The following is a 23,764-nucleotide window of genomic DNA, read 5'->3' on the forward strand; positions in this document are numbered from 1 at the left end:
TCCGAAGAGACGCCGAGGAACTCGTCGTTACCTGACAGCGTGACGAGGTGGGTCGGAAATTCCCCGGACGCGGCGCGTCATCGCGGTACGTCACTGATTCTTGACAGTTACGCGCGGAAGAATGCGGTCGGTCGTGCAACCATTCCGGTCCGTCGTGGGTCTCGTAGAGGCAGGAGGGGAGCGAAGGGCCTGGACCTGGGGGGGCCAGGCCCTTCGGAGTTGTCGGTGGTGGCCGCTAACGTCGGGGCATGTCGCAGACCGTCGCGGTGCTTGAGGGAGTCCTTGAGCGCATCACATACTCCAACGACGAGAACGGGTACACCGTCGCCCGTGTCGACACCGGGCGCGGCGGGGACGAGCTGCTGACGGTGGTCGGCTCGCTGCTGGGCGCGCAGGTGGGCGAGTCGCTGCGGATGACGGGCCGGTGGGGCTCCCATCCGCAGTACGGCCGCCAGTTCACCGTGGAGAACTACACGACGGTGCTGCCCGCGACCGTGCAGGGCATCCAGCGCTATCTGGGCTCCGGGCTGATCAAGGGCATCGGCCCGAAGACCGCCGAGCGCATCGTGGAGCACTTCGGCGCCGAGACGCTGGAGGTCATCGAGGCCGATGCGCGGCGCCTGATCGCCGTGCCGGGCCTGGGCCCGAAGCGCACGGCGCTGATCGCGGCGGCCTGGGAGGAGCAGAAGGCCATCAAGGAGGTCATGGTCTTCCTCCAGAGCGTCGAGGTCTCCACCTCCATCGCCGTGCGGATCTACAAGAAGTACGGCGACGCGTCGATCTCCGTCGTGAAGAACCAGCCGTACCGGCTGGCGGCCGACGTGTGGGGCATCGGTTTCCTGACCGCCGACCGCATCGCGCGGGCCGTGGGCATACCGCAGGACAGCCCCGAGCGGGTGAAGGCCGGGCTGCGGTACGCGTTGTCGCAGGCGACGGACCAGGGGCACTGCTATCTGCCCGAGGAGCGGCTGATCGCGGACGCGGTGAAGCTGCTCCAGGTCGACACCGGCCTGGTCATCGACTGCCTGGGCGAGCTGGCCGCGGACCCCGAGGGCGTGGTGCGGGAGGCGGTGCCCGATCCGGACGGTCCCGACGGCCCGGAGGGGAAGGCGACGGCGGTCTACCTGGTGCCGTTCCACCGGGCCGAGTTGTCGCTGGCCGGGCAGGTGCGGCGGCTGCTGGCGAGCGAGGAGGACCGGCTGGCCGCGTTCCGCGACGTGGACTGGGAGAAGGCGCTGGCCTGGCTGGCGCGACGGACCGGGGCCGAGCTGGCCGCCGAGCAGGAGCAGGCGGTGCGGCTGGCGCTGACCGAGAAGGTGGCGGTGCTGACCGGCGGCCCGGGCTGCGGGAAGTCGTTCACCGTGCGGTCCGTGGTGGAGCTGGCGCGCGCCCGGCGGGCCAAGGTGCTGCTGGCCGCGCCGACCGGGCGGGCCGCCAAGCGGCTCGCCGAGCTGACCGGGGCCGAGGCGTCCACGGTGCACCGGCTGCTGGAGCTGAAGCCGGGCGGGGACGCGGCGTACGACCGGGACCGGCCGCTGGACGCGGATCTCGTGGTGGTGGACGAGGCGTCGATGCTCGACCTGTTGCTGGCGAACAAGCTGGTGAAGGCGGTCGCGCCGGGAGCGCATCTGCTGCTGGTGGGGGACGTGGACCAGCTGCCCTCGGTCGGCGCGGGTGAGGTGCTGCGCGATCTGCTGGCGCCGGGCGGGCCGGTCCCGGCGGTGCGGCTGACGCGGATCTTCCGGCAGGCGCGGGAGTCGGGCGTGGTGACCAACGCGCACCGGATCAACTCGGGGATGCCGCCGGTGACCCAGGGGCTGTCCGACTTCTTCCTCTTCGTGGAGGAGGACACCGAGGAGGCGGGGAAGCTCGCGGTCGACGTGGCGGCGCGGCGCGTCCCCGAGAAGTTCGGCCTGGACCCGCGGCGGGACGTGCAGGTGCTGACGCCGATGCACCGGGGGCCCGCGGGCGCCGGGGTGCTCAACGGGCTGCTCCAGCAGGCGATCACGCCGGCCCGGCCGGGGCTGCCGGAGAAGCGGTTCGGCGGGCGGGTTTTCCGCGTCGGCGACAAAGTCACCCAAATCCGTAACAACTATGAGAAAGGCGCCAATGGCGTCTTCAACGGCACGGTCGGTGTGGTGACCGGGCTCGACGTGGACGATCAGCGGCTGACCGTGCGGACGGACGAGGACGAGGAGGTGGCGTACGACTTCGGCGAGCTGGACGAGTTGGCCCACGCCTATGCCGTCACCATTCACCGTTCCCAGGGCAGTGAGTATCCCTGCGTGGTCATTCCGGTCACGGTGAGCGCATGGATGATGCTTCAGCGAAATCTGCTGTATACCGCTGTGACACGAGCTAAGCGACTTGTCGTGCTCGTGGGGTCACGCCGCGCGCTCGGTCAGGCCGTCCGGAGCGTTTCCGCAGGTCGTCGCTGCACGGCGCTGGACGCGCGGCTGGCCGGGGGGATTATTCCGTAAGGTTCCGCAACGTCCAGTTTATCGCGGCACGCCGTGCCAAATTACGGTCGGATGGCCGACCCCGAGTGCACATCTTGGGCCCAGATGGGGGACAGTGGAAGGAGTCAGGGCACCTCGAGGAAGAGGCACAACGTCGGTGAGGGATGACGTGAGCGAAAACCGCTACGGCGACAATGCAGACAATGCAGTAGTAGTGCGGTACGGAGACGGCGAGTACCGCTACCCGCTGGTGGACAGCACGGTCGGTGACCGGGGCTTCGACATCGGCAAGCTGCGTGCCCAGACCGGTCTGGTGACCCTGGACTCCGGTTACGGCAACACCGCGGCGTGCAAATCGGCCATCACGTACCTCGACGGGGAGAAAGGCATCCTCCGCTACCGGGGGTACCCGATCGAGCAGCTCGCGGAGCACGGCACGTTCCTGGAGACCGCATACCTGCTGATCCACGGTGAGCTTCCCACCGTGGACGAGCTGGCCAGCTTCCGGAACGAGATCACGCAGCACACGCTCCTGCACGAGGACGTCAAGCGCTTCTACGACGGCTTCCCCCGGGACGCCCACCCGATGGCGATGCTCTCCTCGGTGGTCAGCGCGCTGTCCACGTTCTACCAGGACAGCCACAACCCGTTCGACGAGCGGCAGCGGCACCTCTCGACCATCCGGCTGCTCGCCAAGCTCCCCACGATCGCGGCCTACGCCTTCAAGAAGGCGATCGGCCATCCCATGGTCTATCCGCGCAACGACCTGGGCTATGTGGAGAACTTCCTGCGGATGACCTTCTCGGTCCCCGCCGAGGAGTACGTGGCCGACCCGGTGGTCGCCAGTGCCCTGGACAAGCTGTTCATCCTGCACGCGGACCACGAGCAGAACTGTTCCGCGTCCACCGTGCGGATCGTCGGGTCCTCGCAGGCCAACCTCTTCGTGTCCATCTCGGCGGGCGTCAACGCCCTCTGGGGTCCCCTCCACGGCGGCGCCAACGCGGCCGTGCTGGACATGCTGGAGGGCATCCAGAAGGACGGCGGCGACGTCGACGCCTTCATCCGCAAGGTCAAGAACAAGGAGTCGGGCGTCCGGCTCATGGGCTTCGGGCACCGCGTCTACAAGAGCTTCGACCCGCGCGCGAAGATCATCAAGGCGGCGGCGCACGACGTCCTCTCCGCGCTCGGCAAGTCCGACGAACTGCTGGACATCGCCCTGGCCCTGGAGGAGCACGCGCTCAGCGACGACTACTTCGTCTCGCGCAACCTCTACCCGAACGTCGATTTCTACACCGGCCTGATCTACCGGGCCATGGGCTTCCCGACCAGCATGTTCACCGTGCTGTTCGCGCTGGGCCGGCTGCCCGGCTGGATCGCCCAGTGGCACGAGATGATCACCGACCCGAGCACCCGCATCGGCCGGCCGCGGCAGGTCTACACGGGCATCGTGGAGCGGGATTACAAGCCGGTCGAGCAGCGGTAGCGACCCCGTAGAGATGTGACGCGGGTCACAGCACCTCGTGCGCAACCTTTGATGGAGCTGTGGGTCTAACCGGTCAGTGTTGGCGCGGATTCGGCTGGATCCACGCCGACCGCCGTCCAGCCGGGGTCCCGTGGGGGGACGCTCTGAGCAGGACGGCAGGAAGCGCCCCGTGCCGGGCCCTGTGGGGGGACCCGTCGGCGGGGCGCTTTTCCTTTCCCGCCGGTCTCCGCTTCCGGCCCGCCTCTCCGCGCGCCCGGCCCGTCGGGCGCGCCTCAGGCGCGTCCGACGAGCTCGTAGCCGGCCTCGTCGACCGCGGAGCGGACCGTCTCGTCGTCCAGCGGGGCCTCGGCGGTGACGGTGACCAGGCCGGTGCTCGCGACGGCCGTCACGTCGGTGACGCCGGGAAGGGCCTTCACCTCGGCCGTGACGGCGCCCTCACAGTGGCCGCAGCTCATGCCGGAGACCTTGTACGTCGTGGTGCTGCTCATGGACCTGCCTCGTCTCTCCGCTCTTCTCCGGCCGCTCCCGGAGTGTTCCGTCGCGCGGGACTTATACCCCGACGGGGTATAAGTCTACCGGGTGGTAGGAGTTGTGTCGCGGCGCCCCTAGGGGTAACCCGGTGCCGCCCCGGGAATGAGTCAGGTGCCCTATCGCGTTCACGTCTCAACATGTCAGCGTGGTTGCCAGGTTGAGGATCCGGGCATCGGCCCGCGGCGACGGAACGGGGACTTCGGCATGGACGGCGCACTGTGGATGTACGTCCTCCTGGCGCTGACGACAGCCCCGCCGCTGGTGCCCAACGCGGCGCTGATAGCGTCCGCCGGCGCGCTCGCCGAGGCGGGTGAACTCAGCCTGGGACTCGTGCTGTTCGTGGTCGCCGTCAGTGCGCTGGCCGGCGACGCGGCGGTGTACGGCATCGGGCGGCTGGCCAGCGGTCGGGTCGTGCGATGGCTCTCCCGCGCCGCCCGCCGCAAGGCGGCCCTCACCTGGACGGCGGACCGGATCGGCACCCACGGCGTGCCGTTCGTCGTCGGCATCCGGTTCCTGCCCAGCGGGCGGCTGGTCGGTGGCCTGACCGCCGCCATCGTCCGCTACCACCCCGGGCGTTACCTGCTGGGCGCCGGGCTGGCCGAGGTCATCTGGGCCTCCTACAGCGTCGCCCTCGGCTACTGGGGCGGCTCCGCGCTCGGCAGCACCTGGTCGGCGCTCCTCATCGGCCTCGCCGTCTCCCTCCTCGTCGCGGGCGTCGCCCAGTTGATGAGCAGAGCCGGCCGGACGGCGCCGTCCCCCGCCGGGATCAGTCCCGTCGCCCACCCCGATGGCCCGGCCGGCGGCTGACCCACTGCTTGATGGTGTCCGGGTACCAGAACGGGCGCCCGTTCTCCACCACGTCCGGCGGGGGCAGCAGACCGTGCTTCCGATAGGAGCGCACGGTGTCCGGCCGCACGCGGATATGCGCGGCGATCTCCTTGTACGACCAGAGTCCGCGATCCGTCAACTCTTCGCACCTCCTCGGAAACCCGCTGTGACGCGGGCGTGGGACCGATGATCACTGAGCCTGCGCCCGGTGAACGACGGGGTGAGAAGTGGCGCATGGGCCTGTCGACCATCTGTGACGGGTAAGGCGCGTAACGGTGACGGCTGTCGCGGAACCCTGACGTTCTGTCGCGGTCGGGAAGGTGTGCGCTACTGGTTCCTGGGGAAGCCCAGATCGATGCCCGCGTCCGTGTCGGCCGGGTCGGGCCAGCGGGTGGTGATCACCTTGCCCCGGGTGTAGAAGCGGACCCCGTCGTTGCCGTAGATGTGGTGGTCGCCGAAGAGCGAGTCCTTCCAGCCGCCGAAGGAGTGGTAGCCGACCGGCACCGGGATCGGCACGTTGACGCCCACCATCCCGGTCTCCACCTCCAGCTGGAAGCGCCGTGCCGCGCCGCCGTCGCGGGTGAAGACGGCCGAACCGTTGCCCCAGCGCGAGTCGTTGATCAGCGACACCGCCTCCTCGTACGTCCCGGCGCGGACCACGCACAGCACCGGGCCGAAGATCTCGTCGCGGTAGGCGTCCATGTCCGGCGTCACCCGGTCCAGCAGCGAGACGCCGAGGAAGAAGCCCTCCTCATGGCCCGGCACCGTGTAACCGGTGCCGTCCACCACGACGTCCGCGCCCTGGTCGCGCGCGCCGCCGACGTAGGAGGCGACCGTGTCCCGGTGCTCCCGGGTGATCAGCGGGCCCATCTCCGCGTCCGGGTCGGTGCCGGGGCCGACGCGCACGGCCGCCGCGCGCGAGGCCAGCCGGGCGACCAGCGCGTCGGCGGTCTCCTCGCCCACCGCGACCACCACCGAGACGGCCATGCAGCGCTCGCCGGCCGAGCCGTAGGCGGCGCTGATCGCGCTGTCCGCGGCCAGGTCCAGGTCCGCGTCGGGCAGCACCAGCATGTGGTTCTTGGCGCCGCCCAGGGCTTGGACGCGCTTGTCGTGCCCGATCGCGCCGAGCTGGACCGCGCGGGCGACGGGCGTGGAGCCGACGAAGCTGACCGCCGCGATGTCGGGGTGGGCGAGGAGGCGGTCCACGGCCTCCTTGTCGCCGTTGACGACGTTCAGCACGCCGTCCGGGAAGCCCGCCTCGGCCGCCAGCTCGGCCAGCCGCAGCGCGGCGGACGGGTCCTTCTCGCTGGGCTTGAGCACGAACGTGTTCCCGCAGGCCACGGCGACCGGGAACATCCACAGCGGCACCATGGCCGGGAAGTTGAACGGGGTGATGCCGGCCACCACGCCCAGCGGCTGGCGGATCGAGGACACGTCCACGCCCGTGGAGACCTCGGTGGACAGCTCGCCCTTGAGCTTCTCCGGGATGGAACAGGCCAGTTCGACGATCTCCAGGCCGCGCGCCATCTCGCCCAGCGCGTCGCTGTGCACCTTGCCGTGCTCCGCCGTGATCAGCCGGGCCAGCTCGTCCCGGTGCGCGACGAGCAGCTCCCGGTACCGGAACAGCAGCGCGGTGCGGCGGGCCAGGGAGGCCGAACGCCAGGCCGCCGCGGCCTCCTTGGCCACCGCGACGGCCTGGTCGACCTCGGTGGCGGAGGCCAGCGCGACGCGCGTAGCCCGCGCGCCGGTCGCCGGGTCCCAGACCGGGGCGAACCGGCCGGAGGTGCCCTCGACGGGCTTGTTGCCGATGAAGTGGCCGATGGTCCTCATGCCGTAGGGCCTCCAGGTCTTGGGGACGTCACGTGTCGTGGGTCTTCGGGTGTCGTGGGTCTCACAGGTGCCGGCGCCGGGCGGCCGAGCGCCGTTCGTACTCCGCGCGGGCCGCGCGCGCCGCCGGGCGGGTGGCGGTCGCCGCCACCGGCACATCCCACCACGCCTGCGCGGGTGGCGCGGTGGGTGCGGCGGCGGTGTCCGTCTCGACGTGGACACAGCACGGCCGTTCGAGGGCGCGGGCCGCCGCCAGCGCCTCCCGCAGCTCACCGTACGTCCCGGCGCGGAAGACCGTCAGGCCCAGCGAGGCGGCGTTGGCGGCCAGGTCGACCGGCAGCGGGTCGCCGGTGTAGGAGCCGTCGGGCGCGCGGAACCGGTAGGCGGTGCCGAAGCGTTCGGCTCCGGTCTCCTCGGACAGGCCGCCGATGGAGGCGTAGCCGTGGTTCTGGATCAGCAACAGCTTGATGTTCACGCCCTCCTGGACGGCCGTGACCAGCTCGGTCGGCATCATCAGATAGGTGCCGTCCCCGACCAGCGCCCACACCGGGCGGTCGGGGGCGGCCAGGCGCACACCGATGGCGGCCGGGATCTCGTAGCCCATGCATGAGTACCCGTACTCCAGGTGGTACTGGCGCGGGGAGCGGGCCCGCCACAGCTTGTGCAGGTCGCCGGGGAGGGAGCCGGCCGCGTTGATCACGATGTCGTCGTCCCCGACAACCGCGTCCAGCGCGCCGATCACCTGGGTCTGGGTCGGGCGGGCGCCCGGGTCGCGCGGGGTGAGGGCCGCGTCCACCACGCGGTCCCAACGAGCCTTGCCCGCCGCGTACTCGGCGGCGTACGCGGCCTCGACCCGGTGGCCGGCCAGGGCCGCCGTCAGCGCGGTCAGCCCGGCGCGGGCGTCGCCGACCAGGGCCAGGCCGCCGAGCTTGTGCGCGTCGGCGGGGGAGATGGTGAGGCTGACGAACCGGACGCCGGGCGCGGCGAAGAGCGTGCCGGAGGCGGTCGTGAAGTCCGTGTACCGGGTGCCGACGCCGATCACCAGGTCGGCGGTGCGGGCCAGGTCATCGGCCACCGCCGTGCCGGTGTGGCCGACGCCGCCCACGTCGCAGGGGTGGTCGTGACGCAGCGAGCCCTTCCCGGCCTGGGTGGAGGCCACCGGGATGCCGGTGGCGTCGGCCAGCGCGCGCAGCGCGTCCTCCGCCTCGCTGTGGTGCACCCCGCCGCCCGCGATCAGCAGCGGCCGGCGGGCGGCCCGGACCGCCCGCGCCGCGTCGGCGAGCGCCTCGGCGTCCGGGGCCGGCCGGGGCACGCGCCAGACGCGCTCGGCGAAGAACGCGGCCGGCCAGTCGAACGCCTCGGCCTGCACGTCCTGCGGCAGGGCCAGGGTCACCGCGCCGGTTGCCGCCGGGTCGGCCAGCACGCGGACGGCGGCGAGCGCGGCGGGGATCAGCGCCTCCGGGCGGTGCACGCGGTCGAACCACCGACTGACCGGGCGCAGCGCGTCGTTGACGGAGACGTCCCCGGCCAGGGGGTGTTCGAGCTGCTGGAGCACCGGGTCGGCGGGGCGGGTGGCGAACGTGTCGCCGGGCAGCAGGAGAACGGGCAGCCGGTTGATGGTGGCGAGGGCGGCGCCGGTCACGAGGTTGGTCGCGCCGGGGCCGATGGAGGTGGTGACGGCCTGGGCGGACAGGCGGTTGCGCTGGCGGGCGAAGCCGACGGCGGCGTGCACCATGGCCTGTTCGTTGCGGCCCTGGTGGAAGGGGAGCCGGGCGCCCGGGCCCTGGCCGCTCTCGATCAGCGCCTGCCCGATCCCGGCGACGTTCCCGTGGCCGAAGATGCCCCAGCAGGCGTCGATCAGCCGGTGCCGTTCGCCGTCCCGCTCGGTGTACTGGCTCGCCAGGAAGCGCACCAGGGCCTGCGCCACGGTCAGTCGGACGGGGTGCGCGGTCATCGGCGGGCCTCCGGCGTCTCGTTGGGGGGCGGCCCGGTGAGCGGCAGCCGGGGGTCGGGTGGTTGCCCGGCCCAGGTGTCCCTGATCCAGGTGTGGTCGGGGTGGTCACTGATGAGCCATTCGCGCCGGGTGCCGGGGCCGGCCATGACGTTGAGGTAGTACATGTCGTGACCGGGCGCGGCCATGGCCGGGCCGTGCCAGCCGTCCGGGATCAACACGGCGTCGCCGCTGCGGACTTCTGCCAGCAGGTCGGTGCCGATACCCCGGCCGGAGGGGGTCACGCGCTGATACCCGACGCCGTCGGCCGCGCGTTCGTCCGGGGCCGACGCGATCTCGTAGTAGTAGATCTCCTCCAGCTCCGACTCCTCGCCCGGGCGGGCCTCGTCGTGCTTGTGCGGGGGATAGGACGACCAGTTCCCGCCAGGGGTCAGCACCTCGACCGCGATCAGCCGGTCCGCCTCGAAGACGTCCGCCGCCGCGAAGTTGTTGACCTGGCGGGTGCAGGCGCCGGCGCCGCGCAGCTCGACCGGCACGGCCTCCGCCGGGCCGTGGCGGGCGGGCAGCCGGTGGGCGCAGCGGGCGCCGGCCAGCGCGAACCGCCCGCCGCCGGTGGAGGCGACGGTCACCTCGGCGTCGCGCGGCACGTACGCGAAGTCGCTGACCCCGGCGAAGACATCGGGCCGCCCGCGCAGTGCGAACGGGTCTCCCCCGTCGGCGACGGTCACCACGCAGCTTCCGGCCAGCGGCAGCACGATCCACTCGCTGTCGCCGGTGTGGAACGTGTGGTGCGCGCCGGAGGCGAGCGGCAGCACGCGCAGCGAGGTGAATCCCCAGCCGGCGCGCTCCGGCGAGATGTCGAGGGCATACGGGTCGGCGGCGGCCGAGCCCGCCGGGAGGTGGTAACGGGAGTGGGGGCTCGGTCCGTTGGGGCTTCTGGTCATGGGCGCCTCAGATCCTCACAGCAGTCCGGCGGCCGTGTCCACGGCGCGTGCCACGTCGCCGTCCGCCGGGTAGAGCAGCGAGCGGCCGGCGATCAGGCCGTGCACGGTGGGCAGGCGCAGCGCCTTGCGCCACCGCTCGTACGTGCCCTCCTGGTCGCGGCCGACGTCGCCGCCGAGCAGCACGGCGGGCAGTGTGGAGGTCTCCATGACCCGTCCCATCTCCGCGGCGTCCGCGGTGACCGGCACCTTCAGCCAGGTGTAGGCCGAGGTGCCGCCGAGGCCGGAGGCGATGGCGAGGGACGTGGCGACCGCCTCGGCGCTCAGGTCGGTGCTCACCTTGCCGTCCACCCGGCGGCAGATGAAGGGCTCCACGAAGACGGGCAGGCGGCGTTCGGCCATCTCGTCGATGGCGCGGGCGGTCGCGTGCAGGGTGGCGAGCGAGCCGGGGTCGGCGTAGTCGATGCGCAGCAGCAGCTTCCCGCCGTCGAAGCCCAGCCGCTCCAGCGACTCGGCGCGGTGACCGGTGAAGCGGTCGTCGAGCTCGAAGGCGGCGCCGGCCAGTCCGCCGCGGTTCATCGAGCCGATGGCGAGCTTGCGGTCGAGGGCGCCGAGCAGCAGCAGGTCGTCCAGGACGTCGGCGGTGGCGAGGACCCCGTCGACGCCCGGCCGGGAGAGGGCGAGCGTCAGCCGTTCCAGCAGGTCGACGCGGCTGGCCATGGCCAGCTTCCGGTCCCCGACGCGCAGCGCGCCGCGCGCCGGGTGGTCGGCGGCGACGATCATCAGCCGACCGCGCTCGCCGAGGAACGGGCGCCGGTGCCGGCGGGCGGCGGCCTCGGCGATGGCCTCGGGATGTCGGGCGCGCACCGTGGCGATCTCGGAGACGCTGATGGTCAAGGGAACCTCTCCTCGTGGTGGGGTGGTGGGGTGGTGCGGGAGTGCCGGGTGGTGCGGGAGTGCGGGGGTGCGGGGTGGGGCGCCGCGGCGGCGAGGAGGGCGTCGACCTCGGCGGCGCGCGGCATGGCGGCCGAGCAGGCGAGCCGCCCGGCGACGATCGCGCCGGCCGCGTTGGCGTAGCGCGTCAGCCGGTCCGGTGCCCAGCCTGCCAGCAGCCCGTGACAGAGCGCGCCGCCGAAGGCGTCGCCCGCGCCGAGGCCGTTGACCACCTCGACCGGGTGCGGCGGGGCCTGGACGACGGTGCCGTCGCGGTCCATGGCCAGGACGCCGCGCGGCCCTTGCTTGACGACGGCCAGCCGGACGCCGGCGTCGAGCAGGGCCTCGGCGCAGGCGCGCGGCTCGCGTTCGCCCGTGGCGACCTCGCACTCGGCCACGTTGCCGACCGCGACGGTGGCGTGGGCCAGGGCCTCGCGGTAGTGGGGGCGGGCCCGCTCCGGCGAGCCGTCGGGCCAGAACATCGGCCGCCAGTCGAGGTCGAAGACGGTGGCTACCTGGTCGGTGGCGGCCCGGTCGGTGGCCCGGTCGGTGGCGGCCCGGTCGGTGTCGCCCGCCGCGTGGCGGGCGGCGAGGGCGGTGAGTGTCGCGGTGCGGCTGGGCTCGGCACACAGCCCGGTGCCGGTCATCCAGAAGACGCGGGCGGCGGCGATGGCCGTCAGGTCGAGTTCGTCGGGGTGGATGACCAGATCGGGGGCGGTGGGCTGGCGGTAGAAGTAGAGCGGGAAGTCGTCGGGCGGGAAGATCTCGCAGAACGTGACGGGGGTCGGGGAGCCGGGCACGTCGGTCACCCAGCGGTCGTCCACGCCGAACTCCCGCAGCGCGCGGTGGCAGTAGTCGCCGAACGGGTCGCGTCCGGTGCGGGTGATGACCGCCGCGGAGCGGCCGAGGCGGGCGGCGGCGACGGCCACGTTGGTGGGGGAGCCGCCGAGGAACTTGCCGAAAGTCTCGACGTCCGCGAGCGGTACGCCGGTCTGGAGCGGGTAGATGTCCACCCCGATGCGTCCCATGGTGATCACGTCGAGCGGTCCGGCCATGCGGGTGCCCTTTCGGCGGGTGGGCGGGACACCCCCACATGTAGTCGCGTACCGGAGGGCTGTCAATGATTTGTCCTGACATATGGACAATAGGGCTTGTGATGGGCAGTATCGTCCGGACAAACGATCCGCGACTCGCGATGTCCCCCCGAGCTCTCACAGCGAAGTGAGGATCCGGCCGATGAACACCGTCCGATACGCCGCGCTGGTGGCCGCCTGTGCCGCCGGCGCGTTGCTGCTGTCCGGCTGCAGCAGCGACACCGGTGGCAAGCGTGCCCGGGAGGCCGCCGAGGAGGCGGCCGAGAACGCCATGGGCCAGGCCGACACGCCACGGATGAAGGTCGCGATGATCACCCACGGCGCGCCTGGCGACACCTTCTGGGACACCGTGCGCGAGGGAGCGGAGGCGGCGGCCCACAAGAGCAACGCGGAGCTGGTCTACTCCAGTGACCCCGAGGTCTCCGGTCAGGCCGGCCTCATCCAGAACGCCATCGATCAGGACGTGGACGGCATCGCGGTGACCCTCGCCCATCCCGAGGGCCTCGCCGACGCCATCCGCCGGGCCGAGGACGCGGGCATCCCGGTCGTCGGCCTCAACTCCGGAATGGACGCCTGGCGGGAGATGGACCTGCTCTCCTACTTCGGCCAGGACGAGCGCCTGACCGGTGAGGCGTTCGGGGAGCGGCTCAACGAGACCGGCGCCGAGCACGCCGTCTGCGTCATCCACGAGCAGGGCCACGTGGACCAGGAGGCGCGCTGCGACGGCGTCGCGGCGACCTTCGAGGGCGAGAGCGAGATCCTCTACGTCGACGGCGCCGACATGCCGTCGGTGCGCTCCACCATCGAGGCCAAGCTGCGGCAGGACTCCTCGGTCGACTACGTGGTCGCGCTGGGCGCCCCGTTCGCGCTCGCCGCCGTGGGCTCGGTGGACGACGCGGCCAGCGACGCGCGGATCGCCACGTTCGACCTCAACCCCGAGCTGGTCACGGCGATCGAGGACGGGGACATGGAGTTCGCCGTCGACCAGCAGCCGTACCTCCAGGGCTACCTGGCCGTCGACGCCCTGTGGCTCTTCCACAACAACGGCAACTTCAGCGGCGGCGGCGTCGAACCGGTGCTGACCGGCCCGGCCTTCGTGGACCGCGAGAACATCGAGGAGATCGCCGGGTTCGCCAGGAACGGGACGAGGTGAGCCGCGCCGTGTCCGCCGCCGCCCGGTCGCGGCGCCTGCTCGCCCGCCCCGAAACGGGCGTGCTGATCGGTGCGTTGGCCGTCTATCTGCTCTTCTACGCGGTCGCGCCGACCTTCCGGCAGCTCGATTCGCTGTCCACCGTGCTCTATCAGTCCTCCACGCTCGGCATCATGGGGCTGTCCGTGGCGCTGCTGATGATCGGCGGCGAGTTCGACCTGTCGGCCGGTGTCGCCGTCGTCTCCTCGGCCCTGACCGCCAGCATGATCGCCTTCCAGCTCACCCTGAACGTCTGGACGGGCGTGCTCGTCGCGCTCCTCCTCTCGCTGGCGATCGGCGCGTTCAACGGCGTGCTGCTGGTGCGGACCCGGCTGCCCAGCTTCCTGATCACGCTGGGCACCTTCCTGATGCTCCAGGGCCTCAACCTCGCGCTGACGAAGGCGATCACGGGAACCGTGGCCACCGACTCCATCAGTGATATGGAGGGCTTCGACCAGGCGAAGAACGTCTTCGCGGCCACCCTCACGGTCGGCGGCACCGACATCCGGATCACCGTGCTGTGGTGGCTCGGCTTCGCCTGCCTGGCCACCTGGGTGCTGCTGCGCACCAAGTACGGCAACTGGATCTTCGCCGTCGGCGGCGGCCAGGAGAGCGCGCGGGCGGTCGGGGTGCCGGTGACGTTCGTCAAGATCAGCCTGTTCATGCTGGTCGGCTTCACGGCCTGGTTCGTCGGCATGCACCAGCTCTTCGCGTTCAACACCGTCCAGTCGGGCGGGGGTGTCGGCAACGAGCTGCTCTACATCGCGGCGGCCGTCATCGGCGGCTGCCTGCTGACCGGCGGCTACGGCTCGGTCTTCGGGCCGGTGGTGGGGGCGTTCCTGTTCGGCATGGTCTCCCAGGGCATCGTCTACGCGGACTGGGACCCCGACTGGTTCATGTTCTTCCTCGGTGCGGTGCTGCTGCTCGCCACGCTGCTCAACCTGTACGTGCGCAAACAGGCCACGGCCGCCCGGCGCGGACGCGGAGCCGGGCGCGAGGAGGTGAAGCGGGCGTGACCACCGATAACCCCGATATCCCCGACATCGCCGAGACCTCTGCTCCCGCGCTGGTCGAGCTGGTCGGCGTCGGCAAGGGCTACGGGCCCGTCCGGGCACTGCGCGATGTCCATCTCACCGTGCGGGCGGGCGAAGTGGCGTGCGTGCTGGGCGACAACGGCGCGGGCAAGTCGACCCTCATCAAGATCATCTCCGGGCTGCACCGGCACGACGAGGGCGAGTTCCGCGTGGACGGCGAGCCGGTGCGGCTCTCCGGCCCGCGCGCCGCGCTCAACCGGGGCATCGCCGCCGTCTACCAGGACCTGGCCACCGTGCCGCTGATGCCGGTGTGGCGGAACTTCTTCCTCGGCTCCGAACTCACGCGCGGCCCCTGGCCGTTCCAGCGGCTGGACATCGCGCGCATGAAGCGGACGGCCGACGCCGAGCTGCGCCGCATGGGGATCGCGCTCGACGACCTCGAACAGCCCGTCGGCTCGCTCTCCGGCGGCCAGCGGCAGTCCGTCGCCATCGCCCGCGCCGTGCACTTCGGCGCCCGCGTGCTGGTGCTGGACGAGCCCACGGCCGCGCTGGGCGTCAAGCAGTCCGGCGTGGTGCTGAAGTACATCGCGGCGGCGCGGGAGCGTGGCCTGGGCGTCGTCTTCATCACGCACAATCCCCACCACGCCCATCTGGTCGGCGACCACTTCACCGTCCTTCGGCTGGGCGCCGTCGAGCTGAGCGCGGCGCGCGACGCGGTGACGCCGGCGGAGCTGATCACACACATGGCGGGCGGCGCCGAACTGGCGGCGCTCCAGCACGAGCTGGCCCGGGCGGGCGGCGCGGACGAAGCGCGGGAGGACGACGGTGACGAAGGCTCTTGACCGCATCCGGGTCGGCTCGGCGCCCGATTCCTGGGGTGTGTGGTTCGCGGACGACCCGGAGCAGGTGCCGTGGGACCGCTTCCTGGACGAGGTCGCCGAGGCCGGATACCCGTGGATAGAGCTCGGCCCCTACGGATATCTGCCGACCGACCCGGTCCGGCTCGCCGACGAGCTGGCCCGCCGGGCCCTGCGCGTCTCGGCGGGCACGGTCTTCACCGCCTTGCACCGCGGCCCCGCCGTCTGGCACGCCACCTGGGCGCACGTGCGCGAAGTCGCCGCGCTCACCCGGGCGATGGGCGCCGCGCACCTGGTGGTGATCCCCGAGTTCTGGCGCGACCCGGTGACCGGCGAGCGGACCGACGACGAGCGCCTGAGCCCCGCCGCGTTCGCGGATCTGACGGCTGGCATGGAACGCCTCGGGCGGCGCGTGCGCGAGGAGTTCGGCCTGCGGATCGTCGTCCACCCGCACGCGGACACGCACATCGACGGAGAGGCGAGCGTGACCCGTTTCCTGGACGCCACCGACCCCGGCGCCGTCAGCCTCTGCCTGGACACCGGGCACTACGCCTACTGCGGCGGCGACAGCGTCCGGCTCATCGAGACCTACGGCGAACGCCTCGGCTATCTGCACCTCAAGCAGGTGGACCCGGCGGTCCTGGCCGAGGTGGTCGCCGAGGGGCTGCCGTTCGGCCCGGCCGTGCGGCGCGGCGTGATGACCGAGCCGCCCGCCGGGGTCCCGGCGCTGCCGCCCGTCCTGGCCGCCGCGCAGCGGCTGGGCGTGGATCTCTTCGCCATCGTCGAGCAGGACATGTACCCCTGCCCACCCGGCCGGCCGCTGCCCGTCGCCCGCCGCACCCGCCGCTTCCTGGCGGCGTGCGGGGCATGAACCCCCCGATGAAGCTGAGGAGTTCCGCATGACGAACGACGCCAGGCCGCGGCTCGGCGTGGCCGTGATCGGCACCGGGATGATGGGCGCGGACCACGTGCGCCGCATCGACGAGGTGATCAGCGGCGCCCGGGTGGCCGCCGTCGCCGACATCGACGAGGGCCGCGCCAAGGACATGGCCGCCGGGATCGAGGGCTGCGGCGCCTACACCGACCCGGCCGAGGCCATGTCCGCGCCCGGCGTCGACGCGGTGCTGATCGCCTCCCCGGGACCCGCCCACGAGGAGACGCTGCTCACCGCGTTGGCGCGCGATCTGCCGGTGCTGTGCGAGAAGCCGCTGACCACCGGCAGCGAGAGCGCGCTGCGCGTGCTGGAGGCCGAACTCCGCCTGGGCCACCGCCGCATACAGGTCGGCTACATGCGCCGCTACGACGCCGAGTACGTCCAGCTCAAGGTGCTGCTGGACAGCGGCGAGCTGGGCCGCCCGCTGATGCTGCACTGCCGGCACCGGAACCTGTCCGTGCACCGGTACTTCACGGACGAGATGCTGATCAACGACTCGGTCTCGCACGAGTTCGACGCGGCGCGCTGGCTGCTCGGCCAGGAGATCACGGCCGTCCAGGTGCTGCGCCCGGTGCCGAGCGCGCACGCCCCGGCGGGGCTCGGTGACCCGCAGTTCGTCGTCTTCGAGACCGACGGGGGCTCGATCGTGGACGTGGAGATCTTCGTCAACAGTGGCTTCGGCTACCAGGTGCAGGCCGAGGCGGTGTGCGAGCGCGGCACCGCGCGGATCGGGGAGGCGCACGGGCTGATGACCAATACCGCCGGGCGGTGGGGCGGTGCGATCGCGCCCGACTTCCTCGCCCGGTTCGCCGCCGCCTACGACCGTGAGGTGCAGGCGTGGGTGGACGCGACGCGGCGCGGGTACGTCACCGGGCCCGGCGCCTGGGACGGTTACGCGGTCGCCGCCGCCTGCGAGGCCGGGATCGAGGCGCGGCGCACGGGCCGCCGGGTGCCCGTGCGGATGATCGATCGCCCTTCCTTCCCGTCCTGACAGTGGATGTCACCGGGTGGCGGTAGGCTCCGAACGTGGGGAAGGAGGACCCGGTGGATGTGGCGTTTCGCATCGACCGCACCAGCCCGGTGCCGCTGTACTTCCAGTTGTCCCAGCAGCTCGAAGCGGCTATCGAACACGGCAAGTTGCTCCCCGGCACCCTCCTGGGAAACGAGATAGAGCTCGCCGGCCGGCTGGGCCTGTCCCGCCCGACGGTCCGTCAGGCCATCCAGGCGCTGGTCGACAAGGGCCTGTTGGTGCGCCGCCGGGGCGTGGGCACCCAGGTCGTGCGCAGCCAGGTCCGGCGCCCTCTCGAACTGAGCAGCCTCTACGAGGATTTGGAGGCCGCCGGCCAGCGGCCCGCCACCCGGGTCCTGGACTGTTCCGTCGTCCCGGCCCCCGCCGAGGTGGCCGCCGCCCTCGGCGTCCCGGAGGGCGCGGAGGTGCACCGCATCGAGCGCCTCCGGCTCACGCACAGCGACCCCATCGCCTACCTGCGGAACTTCCTGCCGCTGCGGATGCTGGAGCCGACCGCCGCCGAGCTCGAATCCACCGGGCTGTACCGGCTGATGCGCGCCTCCGGCACCACCCTGCACAGCGCCCGCCAGTCGATCGGCGCCCGCGCGGCCACCCGGGAGGAGGCGGAGCTGCTGACCGAGCCGAAGGGCGCGCCGCTGCTGAGCATGCAGCGCACCGCGTTCGACGACACGGGCCGGGCGGTCGAGTACGGTTCGCATCTCTACCGGGCCTCGCGCTATACGTTCGAGCTCCAGCTCCTGATCCGCCCGTAGCGGGCGTCTCCCGCCCCGCCGGCCCTTCCTCCCCCTCTCCGCTTCCCCCGTTCACGCTTCCCGATTTCCCCGTACGGCCGAGATTTCATGAACTGCCGAGAACGGCGCTTGACGGTTTCGTTACGCTTCGCCCGGTTCGGTTGACCGTCGGGAGGCCGGGGCGGCAGAGTCGTGAGCACGCGAAAGCGCACGGCCGTGTGCCCGAGTGGTTCAGGGACTCGCCTGCAAAGCGAGTTACGCGGGTTCGATTCCCGCCACGGCCTCCCAGCACCTCAGTTGATGGGCTCGACGTTGGTCGTGGCCACCGCGCGGCGCAGGGTCCCGGCTATCCTGACCGGGTCGCCCACGGCCCAGACGTGGAAGAAGAACAGCCGCGGATCGTCCCGCAGGCCGTGGTTGTGCAGGGTCACCAGATTGATGCCGCCACGCCGCAGGGCCACCAGCGCGTCCTGGACCTCGTCGCCGACCATCGCGAGGTCGCCGCTCAGCACGGCCCGGCCGCGGCCCGTGGGCTGGAAGATGAGGGCGGTGGTGGAGCCGAGGCCGGGCGGGAGGATCAGGTGGCCCTCCGTCATGGTCTCGCTCCGGATGAACGAGTACTTGTAGACCGTGTCGTCCTGGACGCCGCTGATGCCCATCGCGGCGTCCATGGCCTCGGTGTCCAGGTCGAGGTCGGGGCGGCCCGGTGGCGTCGGCGGCGGGGTGGTGGTGCGGTCGATGGCGGCGCGCAGGCCGCGGGCCATCTTCAGCGGGTCGTGACCGTGGGCGTGGACGTGGGTCCACCAGACGGCGGGGCTCTGCGTCAACAGGTGCTTGTGGATGGCGGTCTGCCCGACGCCGTGCTTGCGCAGCGCGTCGGTCACCGGCTGGAGCTCGTCCTCGGCGACCACCAGATCGCCCATCAGCATCGTGCTGCCGTCGGCATAGCGGACGAAGGACACGTGCGTGCCCAGGGCCAGTGCCGAGCTGATGCGGATGCCCTGCGAGACCACGTGCAGGTCGTCGCGGAGGAAGGGCGTGTGCCAGAGCATCTGGCGCCGCATGTCGCCCGGCCGACCCAGAATCTCCTGGACGTCCTGCCAGTCCGCCTCGGTCGTCGTCACCGGCTCGATCATCTCGCCCGGCTCCGGCTCCGGCTCCGGCTCGTGGGCGTGGCCGTGGTCCTGGGCGCCGGCGGTGGTCGCGCTCGCGCCCGCCACCGTCCCGGCCAGCAGGGGAGCCAGCGCGGCGGCGGCCATGATGCGGCGACGTGGCGTGCCCGTCGCGGTGAGGATGTTCCGCGCTCTGTCTCTGCTCATCTTCTGCGATCCCCTCGGGTGAAAGTGGCTTGACAGTGATACCGGAGGGATGAGGGAAGGCACGTCCGGATGCCGGATGCCGGATGCCGGATGCCGGGCGCCGGGTGTCGGGCGCCCGCCCTCGGATCAATACGCCTGAGTACCCATCCTCGTCACCGGATTCGGCGTGAGCGGCTCTTCCCGGCGGTGATGACGTCTCCGCACGGTGAAGAAGTGATTTTCCCGTCGGCGCCCGCGCGGGTATTGCGGGCGCGTCGACGGCAGCCATGACGGAACACCCCGTTCCCCCCTTCCCGCACCCACGTCCGGTCGACGGTGGTACGGCCCCCGGCCCCTGGCCCGCGCGTGAGAGTGCGGACCTAGTGGGTGATTACCCCCTTTGCCGTGCCTTCGCTCGTGTGCTTTCGGCCAAACGCCTGTGCGTACGGTGTGCGTGGTCGGCGCCGGAGGGGGTGTCGTCCTGGGCGCCACGTATCGCGGGGGTGAAGAAGGCGCGTCACTTTGCCCCGGGCATGCGAGAGGGTGCCGCCCGGGCCACGTTTTCCCGGAGGTGCCCGGGATTCCTCCGGATTCCTCCGGGATTCCCTCCGGTCGCCGGATGGCTCGAACGCGGCAGCGCGTTTCCGGTTTCCGGGGCGGCGCGGGCGACGCCCTTTTCCGATACGCGCCCCCGGGCGCCGCTGTCGGCCTCGCGCGCCACGATTCACGCCCTGATACGCCTGGCATATTCAGGGCGAAGCTGAATTGTTATCTACGGTCAGAAAGGAGTCTCCTTTCCATGGACGTCACATCGTCGCGCGCCCTTCCCGGGCACCGTCCCGGTCCGCGCCCCTCCGGTGATCGGCCCCCTCGGCTGCCCGCCGACCGGGTGCCCCGGCACGTCGCGATCATCATGGACGGCAACGGCCGCTGGGCCACCGACCGCGGACTGCCCCGCACCGACGGGCACGAGGCCGGGGCACGCTCGGGGTGGGAAGTCGTGCACGGCGCGATCGAGGCGGGCGTGACGCATCTGTCGCTCTACGCCTTCTCGACGGAGAACTGGGGACGGCCGCAGGTCGAGGTCCGGCACATCTTCTCGGCCCTGGCGCGCCGCGTGCTGGCGGCGGCGCGCCAGCGCGAGCTGGAGGAGATGGGCGTCCGCGTGCGGTGGGCCGGGCGGCGTTCCCGCGTTCCCGGCTATGTCGCCGACGCGCTGGGGCGCCTGGAGGACCGGACGCGGAACAACACCGTTCTCACCCTGACCGTGTGCGTGGACTACGGTGGCCGCTCCGAGATCACCGAGGCCGCCGCGGCGCTGGCCAAGGACGTCTACCACGGGCGCGTGGCGGCCGAGAGCATCGACGAACAGTGCTTCGCCCGCTACCTCAGCGTTCCCGAACTGCCCGACGTGGACCTGCTCATCCGCACCGCCGGCGAGCTGCGCGTCTCCAACTTCTTTCCCTGGCAGGCCACCTACGCCGAGCTGGTCTTCCTGGACACGCTCTGGCCGGACATCGACCGACGCGATCTGTGGCGGGCCGTCGAGATCTACGCGGCCCGCACTCGTACGCACGGTCGGCTGCCCGGCGCGTCCGCATGAGGTTCGACGGGTGCTGGTCACCGCTCGGGGCCGGCATCGACGACCCGGCCCTGCGCGCCTCGTACGCCTACTGCCGGCAGATGACGCTGGCCAGGGAGGGCGCCTTGTTCGGCGCCGGCGCCGGCTGCGTGCCCAGCGAGCGCCGCCCGCACCTGTGGGCGTGGGTCCAGGCGGTCGTCCACCCCGACGACCTCTTGGACACCGACGGCCCGACCGCCGTCCGCCGCGCGGATTTCGACGCCTGGGCCGGGCTGGTGCGCGACGCCGTCGCCCGGGGCGAGACGCCCGACCCGGTCGCCCGTGCCTGGCTGCACACCATGCGGTCCTGCGGCATCGATCCGGCCGGCTATCTGGCCTGGCTGGCCGCGCTGCGCGCCGACCTCACCACGACGGGCTACGCCACCTACGCCGACCTGGAACGCTATGTCGCGGACGTGGCCGTCCCGTTCACCGACTGGCTGCTGCGGGTCCTGGACCTCCCCGCCGACCGCCTGCGGGAGCACTGCGCGCTGCTCGCGCGGGCCCAGCAACTGACCAACTTCATCCGTGACACCGGGGACGACGCCCGTCGGCTGGGCCGCGTCTATCTGCCCGGCGAAGACCTGGACCGTTTCGGCGTCACCCCCGCCGACCTGTGCCGCTCCCGGGCGACACCGGCCGTGCGCGCCCTGATCCATTTCGAGACGGAACGCGCCCACCCCCTGTGGACGGAGTGCCGCGCGGCACTCCCGGCGCTGCCGTTCCGGATCCAGGTGGTGTGGACGATGGGCATCACGTACTACGAGGAGATCCTGCGCGCGATCGCGCGCCACGACTACGACGTCCTGGCGGCCACGCGCCGGGGCCCCACCCCGGTGTGGCCGGCGGCGACACGGCAAGCCTGACAGAAATGCCGGGTGTTCCCGGTCGCATGGGCGCGGGACCACCATGGGGACGGATTTCGAGGCGGCGGAGATGACCTCGCCGTGGTGTGCCGGTGGGGGGCGACAAAGCCGGGCAGCGCCATCCGGCCGGTCGCGTCGATCAGCGGATCAGCGGATCGTGGCCGGGGCGGGCGGGCGGTGGGCTCGGTGTCGATGAGCGGGGCGTCACGGAGGAGAAGGCCCTCGGGAGCAACTTAGTTCACTTGAAAGCTTTTCTAAAAGGTAATTGCCGGTGGCTTACCCTGTCGGACGTGAAGGATCTGGTGGACGAGCTGATCGCGGCCTGGCGGGCCGAATTGCCGGACGTGCTGGGCCCGGCGGCGGAGCTCATCAAGCGGGTGACCGTGCTGGCCGGGGAGCTGGCCGCCGCCACCCGAAGCGTGCTGCCGGAATTCGGGCTCACTCCGGCCGAGTTCGACGTGCTGGTGGCGTTGCGCAGGTCCGGCGCGCCCTACCGGCTGCGGCCGAGCGAGCTGAGCAGTGCCCTCCTGCTCTCCACCGGAGGCACGAGCAACATCGTCAACCGCCTCACCGCGCGCGCTCTCGTCCGGCGCGAGGCCGATCCGGCCGACGGGCGCGGCACCCGCATCCGGCTCACCGCCGAGGGAAGACGGTTGGCCGAGGCCGCCGTCAGGGCGAACTCGGCCGCTCACGAGAAGCTCTTCGCCGATCTGCCACCCGAGCTCGTACGGACGGCCACCCAGGCGCTACGGGATGTCTCCGCCCCGAGGTGACGATGGGCCGAAGTCGTAGCGCAGCTCGTAGAGATGACCCGCCTTCGCCAGGATCGACGCCTCGATCGCGACATCGCCGTCGCTGTAGACCACGCGCAGCGTCCGCAGCACCGGCAGCTCGCCCGGCAGGCGCAGCAGCGCGTACTGCTCCTGGGTCGGAATCCGGGCCGAGACCCGGTCCACGCTCAGCCGGGGCGGATAGCCGAGCTCGGCCAGCAGCGTCGGGGTGCCGCCCCTGATTCTCCGGTGCTCCGTCAGCGCGGTGTCCCGCACGATCTCCAACGGGTAGTAGGACTTGACCAGTTCGACCGGCTCCTCGTCCAGCAGCAGCACCTGGCTGCGCAGCAGCGCCCGGCCGCCCGCCGGGAGCCGCAGGGCCGCCGCCGCGTCCGCGGGCGGTGTCGTCTCGCGCACCTCCAGCAGCTCGCCGGTCGCCCGCAGACCCAGCTTCTCCGCCTCGGCCAGCCAGCGGTACGGCTCCCCGGTCGCCACCGGGGCCATGTACGCGGCGGGTCGCATGGTGCGCTGCCGGTGCTCGCGCACGGTGACGCCCGCGCCGGCCCGGCCGACGACCAGGCGCTCCTCCTTCAGCAGCGCGAGGGCCTTCTGTACCGTCGCGTTCGACGCGCCGAAGCGGCTGGTCAACTGGGCGGTGGAGGGCAGGTTGGCGCCCGGGGCCAGGTCCCCGCTCATGATCTCGTCGCGCAGGTCGGCGGCGATGCGCTCGTGCAGCGAGCGGGGGTCGGCGGCGTCCGCCTCGACGCGTGGGGTTGTCCTGGGCAAGGTCATCCAATCCGGAGTTCGTAACGAAGCCGCTGGCGCCCCGCGGGCATGGTCATCTTGTCCACCTGGATCGGGACCCCCGCGCCGTCCAGCGTGAGCCGCGTCAGCCGTAACGCCGGCTCTCCCGGGCCGGCGCGCAGCAGCCCGCGTTCCTCCTCGCTCGGCATCCCGGCCGTCACGTCCTCGCGCACCAGAGCGCCCACGTGGCCGAGTGCGGCGAGCAGCGTCACGGCGCCGCCGGGAATCCTCGCCGTGCCGGCCAGGCGGGTGCCGACGGCGATGTGCGCCGGATAGTACGTATCCGTCAATTCCCAGGGCAAGTCGTCCAGATACATGATCCGGCGGCGCACGACGACCGGCTGCCCTCCGGCGGTGTCCAGCAGCGCGGCGACATCCGGCGGCGCCGGGATCTCCCCGGCATGCACGACGCGCTGTCGTCCGCGCCGTCCGCGCGCCGCTGTCTCCTCGCTCCAGGCGTCGCGCCCGCCCTCCTCCCGGGGAGTCAGGTACGGCGCGGAGGTGTTGACCCAATCGCTGCTGCTCACGGCGTCCTCCCGCATGGCTGGCACGCTGGTGCGTCTCTGCCTCATACACCGTAGGC

The 23,764-nt window shown here is 72.0% G+C and carries 22 protein-coding genes and 1 tRNA gene; 13 read left to right on the forward strand and 10 right to left on the reverse strand.

Annotation, left to right across the window (positions count from 1 at the left end; all coding sequences use genetic code 11):
* Window positions 1–248: 248 nt before the first annotated feature.
* Both recD2 and OIE51_RS18995 read left to right on the forward strand, forming a co-directional pair.
* A complete protein-coding gene (gene recD2, locus OIE51_RS18990; RefSeq protein WP_326598926.1) occupies window positions 249–2,480 on the forward strand; it encodes an SF1B family DNA helicase RecD2 in 2,232 nt (743 codons plus the stop codon).
* Window positions 2,481–2,628: 148 nt separating this feature from the next.
* A complete protein-coding gene (locus OIE51_RS18995; protein ID WP_326598927.1) occupies window positions 2,629–3,942 on the forward strand; it encodes a citrate synthase in 1,314 nt (437 codons plus the stop codon).
* Between the two features lie 272 nt (window positions 3,943–4,214).
* Here the strand turns inward: OIE51_RS18995 and OIE51_RS19000 are convergent, their stop codons facing one another.
* A complete protein-coding gene (locus OIE51_RS19000; RefSeq protein WP_326598928.1) occupies window positions 4,215–4,430 on the reverse strand; it encodes a heavy-metal-associated domain-containing protein in 216 nt (71 codons plus the stop codon).
* 247 nt (window positions 4,431–4,677) lie between these two features.
* Between OIE51_RS19000 and OIE51_RS19005 the strand changes: the two genes are divergently transcribed.
* Window positions 4,678–5,280, forward strand: coding sequence for a DedA family protein (locus OIE51_RS19005; RefSeq protein WP_326598930.1), 603 nt, complete (start codon window positions 4,678–4,680; stop codon window positions 5,278–5,280).
* Here OIE51_RS19005 and OIE51_RS19010 read toward each other — a convergent pair.
* From OIE51_RS19010 to OIE51_RS19035, 6 genes are all read right to left on the reverse strand, one after another.
* The gene (locus OIE51_RS19010; RefSeq protein WP_326598931.1) at window positions 5,240–5,440 is read right to left on the reverse strand and encodes a MerR family transcriptional regulator; all 201 of its coding nucleotides are present in this window, start codon (window positions 5,438–5,440) and stop codon (window positions 5,240–5,242) included. The genes OIE51_RS19005 and OIE51_RS19010 overlap by 41 nt on opposite strands.
* A 188-nt stretch (window positions 5,441–5,628) precedes the next feature.
* Window positions 5,629–7,131, reverse strand: a complete 1,503-nt coding sequence (locus OIE51_RS19015; protein WP_326598932.1) for a CoA-acylating methylmalonate-semialdehyde dehydrogenase — start codon at window positions 7,129–7,131, stop codon at window positions 5,629–5,631.
* 61 nt (window positions 7,132–7,192) lie between these two features.
* Window positions 7,193–9,082: a 3D-(3,5/4)-trihydroxycyclohexane-1,2-dione acylhydrolase (decyclizing) gene (iolD, locus tag OIE51_RS19020; RefSeq protein ID WP_326598933.1), complete on the reverse strand. Its 1,890-nt coding sequence runs from the start codon at window positions 9,080–9,082 to the stop codon at window positions 7,193–7,195.
* Complete coding sequence (gene iolB, locus OIE51_RS19025) at window positions 9,079–10,023, reverse strand: 5-deoxy-glucuronate isomerase (RefSeq protein WP_326598934.1); 945 nt, start codon at window positions 10,021–10,023, stop codon at window positions 9,079–9,081. The genes iolD and iolB overlap by 4 nt, the downstream gene beginning before the upstream one ends.
* A 15-nt stretch (window positions 10,024–10,038) precedes the next feature.
* Window positions 10,039–10,917 carry a Cgl0159 family (beta/alpha)8-fold protein gene (locus OIE51_RS19030; protein ID WP_326598935.1) on the reverse strand — a complete coding sequence of 293 codons (879 nt, stop codon included), beginning with the start codon at window positions 10,915–10,917 and terminating at the stop codon, window positions 10,039–10,041.
* On the reverse strand, window positions 10,914–12,008 hold the full coding sequence (locus tag OIE51_RS19035; RefSeq protein ID WP_326598936.1) for a 5-dehydro-2-deoxygluconokinase: 1,095 nt from the start codon (window positions 12,006–12,008) through the stop codon (window positions 10,914–10,916). The genes OIE51_RS19030 and OIE51_RS19035 overlap by 4 nt, the downstream gene beginning before the upstream one ends.
* A 181-nt stretch (window positions 12,009–12,189) precedes the next feature.
* Here OIE51_RS19035 and OIE51_RS19040 point away from each other — a divergent pair, with 181 nt between their 5' ends.
* The 7 genes from OIE51_RS19040 to OIE51_RS19070 all read left to right on the forward strand — a co-directional run bounded on the left by OIE51_RS19040 (window position 12,190) and on the right by OIE51_RS19070 (window position 18,106).
* Window positions 12,190–13,200 carry a sugar ABC transporter substrate-binding protein gene (locus tag OIE51_RS19040; protein ID WP_326598937.1) on the forward strand — a complete coding sequence of 337 codons (1,011 nt, stop codon included), beginning with the start codon at window positions 12,190–12,192 and terminating at the stop codon, window positions 13,198–13,200.
* Window positions 13,197–14,252 (forward strand): ABC transporter permease, encoded by a 1,056-nt coding sequence (locus OIE51_RS19045; protein ID WP_326598938.1) that lies wholly within the window; start codon window positions 13,197–13,199, stop codon window positions 14,250–14,252. The genes OIE51_RS19040 and OIE51_RS19045 overlap by 4 nt, the downstream gene beginning before the upstream one ends.
* Window positions 14,249–15,112, forward strand: a complete 864-nt coding sequence (locus OIE51_RS19050; RefSeq protein ID WP_326598939.1) for an ATP-binding cassette domain-containing protein — start codon at window positions 14,249–14,251, stop codon at window positions 15,110–15,112. The genes OIE51_RS19045 and OIE51_RS19050 overlap by 4 nt, the downstream gene beginning before the upstream one ends.
* Complete coding sequence (locus OIE51_RS19055) at window positions 15,096–15,998, forward strand: sugar phosphate isomerase/epimerase family protein (protein ID WP_326598940.1); 903 nt, start codon at window positions 15,096–15,098, stop codon at window positions 15,996–15,998. The genes OIE51_RS19050 and OIE51_RS19055 overlap by 17 nt, the downstream gene beginning before the upstream one ends.
* 28 nt (window positions 15,999–16,026) lie before the next feature.
* The gene (locus OIE51_RS19060; protein WP_326598941.1) at window positions 16,027–17,052 is read left to right on the forward strand and encodes a Gfo/Idh/MocA family protein; all 1,026 of its coding nucleotides are present in this window, start codon (window positions 16,027–16,029) and stop codon (window positions 17,050–17,052) included.
* Window positions 17,053–17,087: 35 nt separating this feature from the next.
* Window positions 17,088–17,843 (forward strand): GntR family transcriptional regulator, encoded by a 756-nt coding sequence (locus tag OIE51_RS19065; protein ID WP_326598942.1) that lies wholly within the window; start codon window positions 17,088–17,090, stop codon window positions 17,841–17,843.
* 191 nt (window positions 17,844–18,034) lie between these two features.
* Window positions 18,035–18,106: transfer RNA gene (locus tag OIE51_RS19070), tRNA-Cys, on the forward strand.
* Window positions 18,107–18,115: 9 nt separating this feature from the next.
* On the opposite strand, the gene OIE51_RS19075 is transcribed toward OIE51_RS19070, so the two are convergent.
* Entirely contained in the window at window positions 18,116–19,141 is a 1,026-nt protein-coding gene (locus OIE51_RS19075; RefSeq protein ID WP_326598943.1) for a DUF1259 domain-containing protein, read from the reverse strand.
* Window positions 19,142–19,919: 778 nt separating this feature from the next.
* Here OIE51_RS19075 and uppS point away from each other — a divergent pair.
* The 3 genes from uppS (at window position 19,920) to OIE51_RS19090 (ending at window position 22,380) form a co-directional block, all read left to right on the forward strand.
* A complete protein-coding gene (gene uppS, locus OIE51_RS19080; protein ID WP_326598944.1) occupies window positions 19,920–20,723 on the forward strand; it encodes a polyprenyl diphosphate synthase in 804 nt (267 codons plus the stop codon).
* Window positions 20,720–21,607, forward strand: a complete 888-nt coding sequence (locus OIE51_RS19085; protein ID WP_326598945.1) for a phytoene/squalene synthase family protein — start codon at window positions 20,720–20,722, stop codon at window positions 21,605–21,607. The genes uppS and OIE51_RS19085 overlap by 4 nt, the downstream gene beginning before the upstream one ends.
* 290 nt (window positions 21,608–21,897) lie before the next feature.
* Window positions 21,898–22,380: a MarR family winged helix-turn-helix transcriptional regulator gene (locus OIE51_RS19090; protein ID WP_326598946.1), complete on the forward strand. Its 483-nt coding sequence runs from the start codon at window positions 21,898–21,900 to the stop codon at window positions 22,378–22,380.
* Here the strand turns inward: OIE51_RS19090 and OIE51_RS19095 are convergent.
* Together OIE51_RS19095 and OIE51_RS19100 are read right to left on the reverse strand one after the other, a co-directional pair.
* On the reverse strand, window positions 22,354–23,169 hold the full coding sequence (locus OIE51_RS19095) for a GntR family transcriptional regulator (RefSeq protein ID WP_326598947.1): 816 nt from the start codon (window positions 23,167–23,169) through the stop codon (window positions 22,354–22,356). The genes OIE51_RS19090 and OIE51_RS19095 overlap by 27 nt on opposite strands.
* Entirely contained in the window at window positions 23,166–23,708 is a 543-nt protein-coding gene (locus tag OIE51_RS19100; protein ID WP_326598948.1) for a GntR family transcriptional regulator, read from the reverse strand. Before OIE51_RS19100 ends, OIE51_RS19095 begins: the two co-directional genes overlap by 4 nt.
* Window positions 23,709–23,764: the final 56 nt, after the last annotated feature.

The sequence above is a fragment of the Streptomyces sp. NBC_01803 genome (assembly GCF_035917415.1).
GTDB lineage: Bacteria > Actinomycetota > Actinomycetes > Streptomycetales > Streptomycetaceae > Streptomyces.

Excerpts from the sequence above, each read along its gene's own strand:
- recD2 (WP_326598926.1), top strand. The coding sequence starts at position 249 with ATGTCGCAGACCGTCGCGGTGCTTGAGGGAGTCCTTGAGCGCATCACA.
- OIE51_RS19000 (WP_326598928.1), bottom strand. The coding sequence starts at position 4,430 with ATGAGCAGCACCACGACGTACAAGGTCTCCGGCATGAGCTGCGGCCAC.
- OIE51_RS19005 (WP_326598930.1), top strand. The coding sequence starts at position 4,678 with ATGGACGGCGCACTGTGGATGTACGTCCTCCTGGCGCTGACGACAGCC.
- OIE51_RS19015 (WP_326598932.1), bottom strand. The coding sequence starts at position 7,131 with ATGAGGACCATCGGCCACTTCATCGGCAACAAGCCCGTCGAGGGCACC.
- iolD (WP_326598933.1), bottom strand. The coding sequence starts at position 9,082 with ATGACCGCGCACCCCGTCCGACTGACCGTGGCGCAGGCCCTGGTGCGC.
- iolB (WP_326598934.1), bottom strand. The coding sequence starts at position 10,023 with ATGACCAGAAGCCCCAACGGACCGAGCCCCCACTCCCGTTACCACCTC.
- OIE51_RS19035 (WP_326598936.1), bottom strand. The coding sequence starts at position 12,008 with ATGGCCGGACCGCTCGACGTGATCACCATGGGACGCATCGGGGTGGAC.
- OIE51_RS19040 (WP_326598937.1), top strand. The coding sequence starts at position 12,190 with ATGAACACCGTCCGATACGCCGCGCTGGTGGCCGCCTGTGCCGCCGGC.
- OIE51_RS19060 (WP_326598941.1), top strand. The coding sequence starts at position 16,027 with ATGACGAACGACGCCAGGCCGCGGCTCGGCGTGGCCGTGATCGGCACC.
- OIE51_RS19075 (WP_326598943.1), bottom strand. The coding sequence starts at position 19,141 with ATGAGCAGAGACAGAGCGCGGAACATCCTCACCGCGACGGGCACGCCA.
- uppS (WP_326598944.1), top strand. The coding sequence starts at position 19,920 with ATGGACGTCACATCGTCGCGCGCCCTTCCCGGGCACCGTCCCGGTCCG.
- OIE51_RS19085 (WP_326598945.1), top strand. The coding sequence starts at position 20,720 with ATGAGGTTCGACGGGTGCTGGTCACCGCTCGGGGCCGGCATCGACGAC.
- OIE51_RS19095 (WP_326598947.1), bottom strand. The coding sequence starts at position 23,169 with ATGACCTTGCCCAGGACAACCCCACGCGTCGAGGCGGACGCCGCCGAC.